Origin of the sequence: Alkaliphilus hydrothermalis (assembly GCF_016908555.1) — a bacterium.
Taxonomy (GTDB): Bacteria; Bacillota; Clostridia; order Peptostreptococcales; family Natronincolaceae; genus Alkaliphilus; species Alkaliphilus hydrothermalis.
The window spans coordinates 1-13,530 of record NZ_JAFBEE010000020.1 but is presented as its reverse complement, the minus strand read 5'-3'; the positions used below and the strand labels follow the sequence as shown (position 1 = coordinate 13,530).

General features: G+C 36.5%; 13 protein-coding genes. 4 read left to right on the top strand and 9 right to left on the bottom strand.

What is annotated here, in order from left to right:
• Positions 1–91 precede the first annotated feature (91 nt).
• From JOC73_RS12210 to JOC73_RS12200, 3 genes are all read right to left on the bottom strand, one after another.
• Entirely contained in the window at positions 92–271 is a 180-nt protein-coding gene (locus JOC73_RS12210; protein WP_204403636.1) for a small, acid-soluble spore protein, alpha/beta type, read from the bottom strand.
• 278 nt (positions 272–549) lie between these two features.
• The gene (locus tag JOC73_RS12205) at positions 550–1,530 is read right to left on the bottom strand and encodes a type II CAAX endopeptidase family protein (protein WP_204403634.1); all 981 of its coding nucleotides are present in this window, start codon (positions 1,528–1,530) and stop codon (positions 550–552) included.
• Positions 1,531–1,548: 18 nt separating this feature from the next.
• Positions 1,549–2,715: a M20 metallopeptidase family protein gene (locus JOC73_RS12200; protein ID WP_204403632.1), complete on the bottom strand. Its 1,167-nt coding sequence runs from the start codon at positions 2,713–2,715 to the stop codon at positions 1,549–1,551.
• Positions 2,716–2,939: 224 nt separating this feature from the next.
• Here JOC73_RS12200 and dapD point away from each other — a divergent pair, with 224 nt between their 5' ends.
• Entirely contained in the window at positions 2,940–3,677 is a 738-nt protein-coding gene (dapD, locus tag JOC73_RS12195; protein WP_204403629.1) for a 2,3,4,5-tetrahydropyridine-2,6-dicarboxylate N-acetyltransferase, read from the top strand.
• Between the two features lie 62 nt (positions 3,678–3,739).
• On the opposite strand, the gene hpt is transcribed toward dapD, so the two are convergent.
• Positions 3,740–4,279 (bottom strand): hypoxanthine phosphoribosyltransferase, encoded by a 540-nt coding sequence (hpt, locus tag JOC73_RS12190; protein WP_204403627.1) that lies wholly within the window; start codon positions 4,277–4,279, stop codon positions 3,740–3,742.
• A gap of 217 nt (positions 4,280–4,496) precedes the next feature.
• On the opposite strand from hpt, the gene JOC73_RS12185 reads away from it, so the two are divergent.
• Both JOC73_RS12185 and JOC73_RS12180 read left to right on the top strand, forming a co-directional pair.
• On the top strand, positions 4,497–5,702 hold the full coding sequence (locus tag JOC73_RS12185; protein WP_204403703.1) for a CD0519/CD1768 family membrane protein: 1,206 nt from the start codon (positions 4,497–4,499) through the stop codon (positions 5,700–5,702).
• 52 nt (positions 5,703–5,754) lie between these two features.
• Positions 5,755–6,228 (top strand): GAF domain-containing protein, encoded by a 474-nt coding sequence (locus JOC73_RS12180; RefSeq protein WP_243427966.1) that lies wholly within the window; start codon positions 5,755–5,757, stop codon positions 6,226–6,228.
• 21 nt (positions 6,229–6,249) lie between these two features.
• Here the strand turns inward: JOC73_RS12180 and JOC73_RS15325 are convergent, their stop codons facing one another.
• The 4 genes from JOC73_RS15325 to pdaB form a co-directional block, all read right to left on the bottom strand.
• A complete protein-coding gene (locus JOC73_RS15325) occupies positions 6,250–6,381 on the bottom strand; it encodes a hypothetical protein (protein WP_279381059.1) in 132 nt (43 codons plus the stop codon).
• 93 nt (positions 6,382–6,474) lie between these two features.
• A complete protein-coding gene (locus tag JOC73_RS12175) occupies positions 6,475–7,143 on the bottom strand; it encodes a single-stranded DNA-binding protein (protein ID WP_204403625.1) in 669 nt (222 codons plus the stop codon).
• A gap of 121 nt (positions 7,144–7,264) precedes the next feature.
• A complete protein-coding gene (locus JOC73_RS12170) occupies positions 7,265–8,752 on the bottom strand; it encodes a Mur ligase family protein (protein ID WP_204403623.1) in 1,488 nt (495 codons plus the stop codon).
• Between the two features lie 227 nt (positions 8,753–8,979).
• On the bottom strand, positions 8,980–9,750 hold the full coding sequence (gene pdaB, locus JOC73_RS12165; RefSeq protein WP_204403621.1) for a polysaccharide deacetylase family sporulation protein PdaB: 771 nt from the start codon (positions 9,748–9,750) through the stop codon (positions 8,980–8,982).
• Positions 9,751–9,869: 119 nt separating this feature from the next.
• Here pdaB and JOC73_RS12160 point away from each other — a divergent pair, with 119 nt between their 5' ends.
• Entirely contained in the window at positions 9,870–10,799 is a 930-nt protein-coding gene (locus tag JOC73_RS12160) for a Na/Pi cotransporter family protein (protein ID WP_204403619.1), read from the top strand.
• Positions 10,800–10,869: 70 nt separating this feature from the next.
• Here JOC73_RS12160 and JOC73_RS12155 read toward each other — a convergent pair whose 3' ends face one another.
• Positions 10,870–12,840: an endonuclease MutS2 gene (locus tag JOC73_RS12155; protein WP_204403617.1), complete on the bottom strand. Its 1,971-nt coding sequence runs from the start codon at positions 12,838–12,840 to the stop codon at positions 10,870–10,872.
• Positions 12,841–13,530: the final 690 nt, after the last annotated feature.

Below are 13,530 nucleotides of genomic sequence, written 5' to 3'. Positions count from 1 at the left end.
ACTCCTTCTATTCCTACAAGTTTTGATTTCATCTCCTATTATAATATGTTCCCAAGTAAGAAATAAAGCTATCCATTAAAATAGTTTTAGACTATTGACTTTTATTTTTCTTTCTCGTTGTCATAAGCCCACCAATTCTGCCAGTCTCCTTAGCTGTTAATTCTCCCCATCCAAAACATTTTACTTTTTCAATCAGCCCTAATTCCTCTGCAATTTCATATTTCATTTTCAACTCATCAGTAAATTCTACTTTTTTCTTTTTATTTTCCATATTAACCCCTCCTTGTATCTTATTATGGAAAATTTTAATAGAAATTATCCTCGTCTATTAACTAGATTAAATAGCTTTTTTAAATAATAGTAACATTTATCATTTAGATTGATTTCTCAATTTAGTAGTGATAAATTATAGATATTAAATATAAATCATTTTTCTCACTCCCCCGTGATGATGTTGATTATTATATTTTATAGAATAAAACAGAGGACTGCCTTTTGGCAGTCCTCTGTTTTTAATTATATGATGTTGCTGTAGTCCCTTTCAATCTTCTAACCTAAATGTATAATTTCTCTAACCTGTAAAAAGGCAAAGAATATAATCCCTACAAACATTAATGCTAAAGGTAGAAATTCTATGGTACGGGTTTGTTTATGCTGTTCATTTTGTATTTCTTCCTCGCGATTTTCTACTTGCCCATCGTGTAATTTATCCTGCTTTGCATCCATATCCCTTTTGATGATTTTAATTAACTGGTAGCCGATCAATCCAAAGGCGATTCCTAACCCTGCAAAGAAAATAGCACTTACCAGCAGACTTACAGTGGTCGATACCTCTGGTTTGTCAGCTTGAGCATATTTTTCAAGATCTACCTTCTGCATAATGTAGTTGACTCCAAAACCTAGCGTTAAGGCAAAGCCGTTATTAACCATATGTCCAATGACTCCTGCAAATATTGAGTCTGTCACCACAACTAGATAACCAAACACTAATCCCAGTACAATTGGTCCCATTAGGTTATAGATATTCATATGAAAGAAACCAAATAATACAGCAGATATAATAATCGCCCTTTTCTTCCCCAGCCTTTCATATCCTGCCATCACAAAACCACGAAATAGAACTTCTTCGCAGAGCCCCGCCGTCAGGGAGACGATGGGAATCATGATTAGATACTCCCTTATATTTTCTGGCATTGGTAACTGTGGAACGTTTAGGTTTCCTAATAAACTCAGCAAAAACATAAAGACAGTATTGGCAAAGAGGGCCGTTGGATACATGAGTATCGTAATCAAAGCCACTAGAAAACCATGCTTAACGCTGATTTTATTAACTCTCATCGTTTTTTTAATATTGATTTTTCTAAGTAACAGGTACAGAACAGGGGGTGCTAAAACAATTAGGTATTGGGTGATGATTAATCCCGACCAAAGGTTTTTACTCTGTAAATATCCCCCTATAGTGATAAATAGTATCCCGCATATCAAGTACAATAAATTGGCATCCAATACCCTCAATTTTCTTTCTTTCATGAACTCCCTCCTATTTTTCTATTCTATTAATGCTCCCCTTTGTTTTAATATGTTTACATAGGTCTGAAGCCCATATCCCAAGACCCTCTCGTTAAAGTTGAAACGGTCATTATGAAGAGGATAGCAATGATTTTCTTCTTCGTTACCACTACCTAGGAAGAAAAATACCCCCGGCAAAGCTTTTTGGAAATATGAAAAATCCTCCGCCAGCATAATAGGGTCAATGATTTCTACCGTCCCCTCAGGTTGAGCCTTGATGAACTCCTCCGTCAATAACTTGTCATTATCAACAGCAGGGTACATATCTCTAAAGACGATTTCCACTTGGCAATGATGCATTACTTCTACTGCCTTTGCAAAATCCTCCATTCGCGACTTAATGGTATCATAAACATCTTGATGGAAGCTTCGGATAGTCCCCTCAAGGACAGCCTCTTTTGCAATTACATTTCTTCTTTCTCCAGCTTCCATTCTGCCTATTGTTAATACAGCTGGACGAATAGGGTCTATCGTTCTACTGACGATTGATTGCATACCCGTGATTAGCTCTGCTGCCACTAGTACACTATCAATTCCCTTATGGGGCATTGCTCCATGCCCACTCTTTCCCTTAATGTATATATCAAATTCACCAGTTTGTGACATCATTGGTCCTGGCCTTACACCAAATTTTCCCTCCGGTAAATCTGGGAATAAATGTAGCCCATAGATTTCATCTACCCCATACTTCTTTAAGTACCCTGCCTCCACCATGGGTAAGGCTCCCCCTGGCCCTTCCTCAGCTGGTTGGAATAATAAAATAACATTGTCCTTTAATTTACTTTTATTATTGCTTAGATATCTTCCTAGTCCTAATACCATAGTCATATGCCCATCATGACCACATGCGTGCATCCTCCCTTGATGTTGGGATTTAAAATCTACATCATTCTTTTCTTCTACACTAAGGGCATCCATATCCGCCCTAAAGCAAATCCTTCTTTTTCCTTCATTTCCTTTTATCTCAGCCATAATCCCCGTACCGATGATATCTTTTTCATAGGGAATACCTAGCTTTTCTAAATAGGAAGTTATATATTTAGCCGTCTTGAATTCTTCAAATCCCACTTCCGGTATTTGATGTAAATCTCTTCTTAGATTCTTTAGTTCCTCCTGAAGTTCTTGAATTTCACCATTTAAATTCACTTATCCCACTCCCTTCTTAATTGTTTTTCTGTGTATGATAAAAATATGCCTAATTTTCTAAATTTCTACAATATATATTGTAGCAAGAAATCTATCCCAATTCCAGTAAATTATTAATCCTAGCTTAATAGTTATAATTTACTGAATGTTTCATATTACATTATTATATACATATAGTAGTGGAAAAACCGACTAGATATTAAATTAGAAAGGAATGATTGCCAATGAGCAACCATCAAATACCTCCCCAAAATACCATTGATACCAGTAGTCCGGAAGCCCTTGCCAAATGTATTAAAGAGGCTAAAAAAACCACCCCTGTCAAAGTTTATATTCAGGGAAAATTATCTCTAGATACTAATACAAACATCAAAATTTTTGGTGGGGAATCCTTTTGGATTTTAATGGGGGAGTACGAAGACATCTCTAAAATCTTAAACCTTCATCAAAAAGACATACAACATTATCACTTAGAATATGACCGTAGAAACTCTGCAATTCCTCTCCTTAATCCTCTTCAGCTTCAGGCCCGTATTGAACCAGGTGCCATCATCAGGGAAAATGTCACCATTGGCAAGAATGTCGTCATTATGATGGGGGCAGTAATCAATGTAGGGGCTGAAATTGGCGATAATACGATGGTGGATATGAATTGTGTAGTTGGGGCTAGGGGCATTATCGGTAAAAATGCTCATATAGGTGCAGGAGCTGTCATTGCGGGTGTATTGGAGCCTCCTAATAAAACCCCAGTAATTATTGAGGATGATGTTTTTATAGGGGCCAACGCAGTTGTATTAGAGGGTGTACGGGTAGGCAAAGGGGCTGTCGTTGCGGCTGGCTCCATTGTCACAAAAGATGTTCCACCCAACACCGTGGTTGCTGGTATGCCTGCACACATCATCAAGACTAAGGACAGCAAAACAGAAGAAAAGGTAAGAATTTTAGAAGATTTAAGGGGCTAACCATATAAATACCCCAGCAGTCCTTCCGTCAGGAATTCGACACTGGGGTTATTTTATGGTTTTTATCTATCTTGATCCGTTACCACGAATACATAAGGAACATTTCTATAGTAGTCTCCAAAGTTAAGTCCATAGCCCACTACAAATTTGTCGGGAATAGTGAATCCTAGGTAATCTGGCACAATATCTACTTGCCTTCTCTCGGGCTTATCTAATAAAACGCAGCATTTTACACTGTTGGGATTTTTTGTCCCTAAATGGGCCATAACATGCTTCATTGTTAGACCAGAATCGGTAATATCGTCTACTACCAACACATCATACCCTGTAAGATCTCCCTTTACATCATTGATGATGTTGATTTTACCACTACTTTCTTGTCCATGTCCGTAGCTGGAAGTAGTCATAAATTCTACCTTTACTGGAATTGAGATCCTTCTTACTAAGTCAGCAGTAAAAATAAAGCTTCCCTTTAATAAAGAAACCACTACTAATTTCTTATCAGCATATTCCTCTGAAATTTGTTTTCCAAGCTCTTTGGTTCTTCCTTGGATTTCTTCTTCAGAAAGTAATACTTCCCATACTTTTTTTTCTATATCCATTGGTTTTCCCTCCATTGTGACTAATTTTATATTATTATTATTCTAAAGGAATATGTATACCTTGTCAAACCTACCCTAATTTTTTTATAGTTTTAAAAATTATCTATATAATGATAGTTTTTACATTTTTGTTTTCTTTATTAATAGTTATTGAAATAAAGGTATGATAGTAGTAAAATATAGATGACTTATAATAGGAGGTGTAGGAATGAAAGCAATGGAAATCGATGTAGCTACTGAAATAACATCAACCACTACATCAAAAACAAAGAGTGCTGTTTCAAAGGAAACTTTTGCTTTTCTTTTTATTGTTGGCGGTGCTTTTATTTATCTTGGTCATACAATGGGTGTAGGTATTATGTTTAATGTAATTATGAATACTGCCCATGACCTATTATTAAATACTGTATTTTTTATTTTATCTGTTGCTGTTTTAGCAGGAGCTCTGGCTGCTTTATTATCGGAATTTGGAGTAGTCGCATTAATAAATAAAATTATTTCTCCGATTATAAAGCCTCTTTATGGTTTGCCCGGTGCAGCATCTATCGGCGCCATCACAACTTATTTATCCGATAATCCTGCCATCATCTCATTAGCCAAGGATAAAGGTTTTATTAAGTATTTTAAGAATTATCAAGTACCAGCTTTATGTAACTTAGGTACTGCCTTTGGAATGGGTCTTATTTTGACCACCTATATGATGAGCCTTGGTAAAGAGTTTATCGTTCCTGCCCTAATCGGAAACCTTGGAGCAATTATTGGAAGTATTGTCAGTGTAAGGTTGATGATTCGCCATACGAAAAAATACTATAATATTGACCAACCTCAGAAGTCTACAATTAAGACCAATGCCGCTGATGAGTTTTTTAACACAAGAGATATCAGATCTGGTAATACCTTTGAAAGAGCTTTAGATGCCATCTTAGAGGGTGGAAAAAATGGTGTCGAAATGGGTCTAGCCATTATCCCTGGTGTACTTTTCATTTGTACAATTGTTATGATCCTTACCTTTGGTCCTGCTGGTGTAGAAAATGGTGTTGCTGTTTACCAAGGAAAAGCCTATGAAGGAGTTGCTTTACTGCCTCGTTTAGGAAAGTATATTTTCCCTGTAATCAAGCCTTTGTTTGGTTTTGAAAACGTTGAGGCCTTAGCCTTCCCAATTACCTCTTTAGGGGCTGTAGGGGCTGCCATGGGACTTTTAAGAAACTTCTTAGACAATAACCTTGTTGGACCTGGAGACATCGCTGTATTTACTGCTATGGGAATGTGTTGGAGTGGATATTTAAGTACTCATGTTGGTATGATGGATGCTTTAAAGGTTCGTCAATTAGCTAATAAGGCTATTCTAAGCCACACTATTGGTGGTGCTGTGGCTGGTATTGCTGCCAATTATTTATATATGCTATATACCTTACTATTTTAATAATAAAATTTTCTAGAATGTTCTAAACGCATAATTTGAGGGGGTTCTAATAATGGAAATGACTTTAGAAATGAAGAAGGAGTTGTTTGGTAAACTTGAGCTTCAAGCAAAGGAATTGATTACAAATGAAAAAGACATGGATCGGGTTTATCAAGGAATTGTACAGTTATTAGACAACAATATTCCTTATTTCAACTGGACAGGCTTTTACATGGTGGAAAATGGCGAGTTGGTATTAGGTCATTATATTGGAAAACCAACTGATCACCTAAAGATTCAATTTGGTGAAGGAATCTGTGGTCAAGCGGCTGCTAATAAAGAAACCTTTATCGTTGATGACGTATCTAAGGAATCAAATTATTTAGCCTGTAGCTTTGAGACTGCCTCTGAAATCGTTGTACCTATTATGAAGGGCGATGAGGTTTTAGGAGAAATCGATATTGATAGTGATGAAATCGCTGCCTTTGATGAATTAGATCAAGAACTATTAGAAAAAATCGCTGCAATGTTAGCTGAAAGATTATAGTAAAGAAAAGAACCTAAGGGATTAGTCCTTTAGGTTCTTTTTTAATAAGATTTCTTTTATCTCCTTCAACAAAACAATTACTTTATTAATAGAGTATTGTATTGATACTAAAATAACAAAAAGTATCGTAATCGGCACTATATATTCCTTCATAATCTCCCCTCCCTATAGTTATTATAGTAAAAACACACCTCCCCTTGCAAGATAACAAGAAAAGGTGTGAATCCATCTTAAAAAAATTTTTAACTATTCCATATCTTCTGATACAGCAGTTTCCTCAGTATTAGATTCATCTGCATTTTCCATTTTAGAAATCGATACTTCATAGGCTACCTTGTTTAATACGGTGCCATCTGGTAATTTTTTTTGATAATTTCTACTTTGAATTCTTCCCCAGCTACGGATGTGATCCCCTACCTGTAGCTTTGCCGAGAATCTGGCATTTCTTCCCCATGCGATACATGGAATATAGTCAGATTTATTGTAGGGACGATTAACAGCAATTAATAAGTCCGTAATCTCTCTACCAAAGGGGGTTTCTCTATAAACAGGTGGTTTACAAATAAAACCTTCTAAATAAATTTGATTAGGGTTTTTAATTTCCTCTTCGGAATCTAAAACCTCTATATCTCTAGCAAAAACCGTTAAAACCAAACGATTGCTTCCATCGGCAAATTTGTTGTAGGATCTCAACTGACCCTCCACCTTAACAGTATCACCTTTATTTAGTTTTGAATCAAATAATAATCTTTCTGAAATAGTCATAGGTAAATAATCTGCGGTATCACTTAAACGAGGAATTTCAATTTGATAATTGTAGAAACCCTCACCATACATCTCATGACTAAACTCCTTTTCACCTGCGACTTTCCCTACTAAAGTGACTACATTAGTATCAATCATATGTCCTGACATTAACCTGTACACTCCCTTCTACTCTTATGTTACTAGATATCCTAATCTATAAACATATTTATTCAGGGAGGGATTCGATTATGTTTAAATTATTGAAAAAACTTTATTATACTATTAACTATTAATGAATGGATTGGCATTGCTCATTTTTTTTATTATCAATAGACGAAAATATTTCAGGATCCTTCATCATCTTTAAAAATAGTTCTTTTGCTTTATCCATTCCTTGGGACCCTAATAGTAGGATTAAATCATTCTTTTCTAACTGCTTAATTGTCTTAGCAATTGAATCCTCTAATTTTTCTTCATACCTGTAGGAAATGCCCAAATCATTAATTACATCTAAAAAAGCATCCCGCTCAGTATTAGATACATTATCTGCTCTACCACAGTAATCTCGACTAGCGGTAATACATAACTCCTTGGCCTTTAACAATGCTGCCCATTGGGCTAAAACCTCTGCATTATCTTTGTTAACTTCTTCCCCTCTATTGCCCCTGATGGCATTAATTATATAGAGGTTTTTATATTGCATGCTTTGAATACTCTCCAAAACCGCCTGATAGCTGGCTGGGTTGTGACAAAAATCATCAATTACTGTATATTCTTTTTGATAGATGACCTCCATCCTTCTAGCTAAACTCTTAAAATCCTCCAATGCTTTTGCGATGTCATCAATAGACACGTCCAACATAAGACAGCAGGTGATGGCAGCTAAAGAATTATAAACATTATGCTTTCCCAGTAATTTTACATCCACAGGATATTCGAAGGGGTCCAACTCTACCCCCGATAAGGTAGTAATCCCCCTTTGCATACAGTAGTTAAAGGATATGTTACAATCACAGTCGATACTTGAGGCAGTTATGGTGCTCTTTGTATTTAATCCATAGGTGATTACCATTATGTGGTCATTGTCTTCTAATAATCTTAAGCTATTGACATCGTCGAAGTTGATAATAGCCATTTTACCTGGCGCTAATTGATCAAATAGCTTCTTCTTAGTTTTTAAATAATCATCAAAGGTTTTATGAAAGTTCATGTGATCCTTTTCAATATTTGTATGAATAGCTACATCAAATTTGATACCATGCACCCGATGATTTTTTAGCCCATGGGAAGATACCTCCATCACCACAACCTCCACATTTTGCTCCACCATCATTGCTAAATATCTACACACATCCTCCGCTATGGGAGTAGTTAAATTTGTTTCATAAATAATATCATTGATTCTAATATTTAAGGTTCCAATAATTCCTACTGAAACCCCAGCTTTTTTCAGTGTCTCATAAATCAAATGGGTAGTAGTGGTTTTTCCATTGGTTCCAGTCACACCTATTACCTTCAGCTTTTCTGCTGGGTATTGATAAAATTGATTGCATAGTTCCGCCAGTTTGATTCGAGCATCCTCTACTTGAACTACTTTGACTTTTTCTAGCTTCATCTTTCTTTCGGTATAAATTATGATTGCTCCGTTATTTATGGCATCTTCAATATACTTATTACCATCCTGTTTTTCACCTGTAATAGCAACAAAAGCATAGCCCTCTTTTACCTTTCTCGAATCGCAGGTAACACCTTTTATTCTTAGACCATCAATAATCATTCCCTCATCTCCTCACTCCATGAATGTTCATCCTGTCGTATTTATTAGTGTGTATTATGTCACCAAAAACTATTCATTGGGGACGTGTGAATGGTGGTTTTGACCTATATTATCAGTATTCAAATTTCGTCAAAGCACCACGATTTTTTTAATTTTTTTTCACAAAAAAGACTCCTCTATTTAGGAGTCTGGGATTGTTGACAAGGTCAATAAGCTCTACTGCAATATTAATTGCTATTCTTTTGTTGGCGACCGGATGGATCCATAGAGAAATCCTCCTTCATAATCAAATCCGAAATTGGAACAATCTCGTATCCCATTTCCTGCAATCTTTCTAATATCTGAGGTAAGAACTCCGCCACATACTTAGCATTATTATGGAATAACACTATGGAACCAGGCTTAACATTCCTAGTTACTCGATCCACCACAGGTTTAACACCCATTTCCTTCCAATCTAAAGAATCTACATCCCATTGAATTGTATAGTAGCCTAATTCTTCTGCGGTTTCGATTAATAAATTGTTATAGTCACCAAAGGGTGGTCTAAATACTGTTGGTTGCACTCCAGTAATAGCTTTTATTTTATCTCCAGTGTCCTGTAACTCTTTTTGAATTTGTTCCTTAGTCAGCTTCGACATATGGGGATGGGTAGAAGAATGATTTCCTACCTCATGTCCCTTTTCACTGAAATTTTTAACCCAATCTGGATATTTATCAACCCAAAAACCCACTAAAAAAAAGGTTGTTTTGACATTGTATTTATCTAGGGTATCTAATATATCGTCTGTATATTCATCCCCCCATGCCGCATCAAAGCTAATGGCAATCTTTTTATCCTGTGTTTCTACACTATAAATAGGTAGTCTCCTTTGGGGCGAAAAAACGCCTATCGCCTCTCCACCGACACCTCCAATATAGGCTATTATACTGACTATTAAAGCCAACACTATAATACTTATAATAAAACTCTTTTTTTGAATGACTAAAACCCTCATAGTCCTCCCCCTGTCCTGTAATTCTTCTATTACAGTTTATTCGAGGAACGGAGAAATATGACTTTAACATTGCATATCATCACCTCTTCTCTTATATATTTTATCAGGAGGTGCTTGCTATGTTTACAATTGTATTGGGGGTAGCCTGTGGTCTAGGAATCTTTTTAATCGGAATGAGATTTTTAACGAATGGTCTAAAGTCCCTAACTTCTGGAAGGTTAAAACATAAGATTCAAAATGCAAAAATTCATCCTATTATAGGATTACTCATAGGTACATTTGTCACCATGTTGATACAATCCAGCAGTGGTACTACAGTACTTTTAGTTGGACTGGTGGAGGCAGGTCTATTGACCCTTCCTCAAGTCGTTCCTATGATTATGGGGGCAAATATCGGCACTACTATTACTGCTCAATTGATCGCCTTTCAAATAGGGCAATTTGCCCCCCTATTATTGATTACAGGAGTTCTCCTGTCCATGACGGAGGGTAAAAGAAAGCTCCGCCTTTTAGGAGAGGTCATGACAGGACTAAGCCTCATCTTTATTGGTATGAATATTCTTGGAAATGGTTTAGCCCCCCTTCAAGAATATATGCGTTTTCAAGAAATACTGGCAGAGTTAGGGGATACCCCTATCTTTGGAGTCCTTATGGGCTTTTGTGTCACGGCTATTATTCAAAGCAGCAGTACAGGGATTGCTATTTTACAATCCTTAGCCTATAATCATACTTTAAATATATTTTCTGCTGTCCCTATTCTTTTTGGGCAGAATATCGGTACCTGTGTCACTACCATCATCGCCAGTGCCAATCTAAGTTCTGTAGCCAAAAGAACAGCCTGTATTCACTTATTATTCAATTTACTAGGGGTCATCCTACTGTTTCCCTTTATTAGCTATCTATGCCGCTTTGCCCTTCTGCTGGCCCCCTACAACCCTGCTCGGCAAATCGCCCATGCCCATAGCTTATTTAATGTTATTATAACCCTTCTAATACTGCCCTTTAGGAGTTTACTTGTTACAGCAGCTAATCTGATGATCAAAGACTAATCATTATGAGCTGCTGAGCCTCCATCTCTGGGTTTACAAAAGCTACCACTTTCATTGTATAATCTCGTCCTTAACATTCTACTTGAACACCCTTGGATAATTTTCTACTGATAATTTTCTTGTTTTTACGATTTTCTTTACTTTCAAAGATAATATCAAAATCATAGTTTTCTGGGTAAAGTTCCTCTTGATCGATATATAGGGTTAATCTTTTATGGTTGATTTTCAGCTTTTTCTTCATCACCATAACCCCAACATCCCCTTTTTGATTTGCCAATTCACAGACGATTCCAGTTCTATCTAGTGTACTAATATGGACACAGTCACCTATTTTAAATTTATTTGCAATCTCCATTTGCTTAGTTTTCTTCTCTGTTTTTTTGTATATCTCCTTATGTTTTTCTATTGTTGTAGCGGTGGTTTCTCTTTTCTGATCCTTTTCCTTTACATCCTCCTTTTGGGGTTTTGATATTTCCTCCAATTGACTTATCATATCCTGATAATCTTTACTTTCTTTATAAGTGATTTCATGGGCCCTTTCTATTAAAGAAGGCCTCATTCCCAGCCTCAAGGCAATCAAGAAGCCATTACTTTCCCCTGCCTTACCGATTTTTAGCTGATACAAAGGTTTTAGGGTGTTAATATCAAACTCCATACAGCCGTTAATAAATCCATCATGTTGGACAGCAAAGGTCTTTATCTCACTATAATGGGTGGTGGCTAGGATGGTGGCACCCTTTTGATATAACTCTTCTAGGATGGCAGTTGCCAATCCCATCCCTTCACCTGGGTCTGTTCCAGCCCCCAATTCATCCACTAATACTAAAGTCCTTGGAGAAACTTCATTTAATATAAAGATTAAATTCTTTAGGTGGGAGGAGAAGGTACTTAAGGATTGTTCTATACTTTGACCATCCCCAATATCCACCAAAACATCCTCGAATATTGCAAATTCGCTGCCTTCCTCTACAGGTACTAATAGTCCAGACTGTACCATAATGGTTAGTAGTCCAACAGTCTTTAGGGCTACAGTTTTTCCACCAGTATTGGGACCTGTAATCACCAGCCCCCTATAATTTTTTCCTATTGTAAAATCTAAGGGTACGGCATTAGAACCGATTAAAGGATGCTTTCCCCCTCGAATGTTGATGTATTTCTCATTATTCAAGTTGACATTGCTGCCCTGTATTTGACGGCCCAATTTCGCTTTTGCAAAGATAAAGTCATAGTTCACCATGACTTCCATATTGATACTGATTTCTCTTTGATATCCCTCCGCTAGACCTGTCAATAAGGATAGAATCTTGTACTCCTCCTGTTCTTCTTCAATTTTTAACTGATTTAACTCATTTTGGAGTTTTTTCACCTCCTGTGGTTCGATAAATACAGTGGAACCACTGTTGGAACGGTCCAGTACTTCCCCCTGAAGACTTCTTAGATGCTCCTTCTTAACAGGTAGTACATATCGACCTTCTCTAGTGGAGATGACCTGCTCCTGTAGGAATTCTTGAGCTCCCATAGACCTTAATAGTCCCTCAATTTTACTTTTGATTCGTTCCTCTACAATTGCCATTCTTTTTCTGATTTTTCCAAGGGTAGAGGATGCCTTGTCAGCTACTCTATTGTGTCGAATACACCTTTCAATTTCCTCCATTAAATCCTCCAACTGATAGAGGGAAGCTCCATAGCTGGTGATTAAAGGAGCAGTCTCCTTTAGGTTAAGCATAAAGATTTTCATCCTGATACAATTGTCTAAGAAATCCCATAGGGCTGAAAATTCATCTGGTCTGAGGACCATCCCCTTACCCAATTTCTCATATCCTTGGTCTACTCCCTTCAAACTATGGAGGGGTACAGAACCTCTTCCTCCTAATATAAATTTGGCTTCTGATGTTTCCCTAAGGGCAGTTCTAATGATTGAAAGCTCCATTTCAGGCTGTAGTTTTTCCACCATTTCTTTTCCCCTATTTGATAGGGTATATTCTCCTAACATTTCCTTTATTTTGTTAAATTCCAATAGTTCTAGTGCTGTTTTATTCATTACTAAAAATCCTCCTCTATATTTATTATTAAAATTGGACACAAAAAGGCCGTAAATGAACACACAGTTTCACCTACGGCCGAGGGACTACAGTTATATCAAAGTAGTCATCAAAAGTTAGTTTATAATGGCATTAATCCCTATCAATTGAATTAAGTAATTCTTTTGGAATTAATTGCCATTATATCAACATAAAAAAACCGTGATTAACACGGCATATTTTTAATGTATTTTGGCCCTGTGTTCTTAACAATTTACTAGAAGAAACTAAAGTCAAAAGTTTTCATAGGATATTTTTGTGCATAACAAAAAACTACTACTTTCACTTTTTTTCCTTCTACTATTCAATTACTTGTTAAGAACGACCTCTAACATAAAACAAACTCCCTTTGTTTTAAAATTTTAATACTTTCCATTTCAATATATTATGATTTCCAGTATTTTGTCAACTATACTAAGGAAAATACTCAAATTGCTGTAGCCTGTTCAAAAGCCGTTAGATTCAAGGAACAAGACAGATAAGCGGTCGTGGCGTATATATAATACGCGAGAGTGCTGGTCTGTCGCAGTGACGCAGAAGATGATGGCTTTTCAATGCTGTAGCCTGTTCAAAAGCCGTTAGATTCAAGGAACAAGACAGATAAGCGGTCGTGGCGTATATATAATACGCGAGAGTGCTGGTCTGTCGCA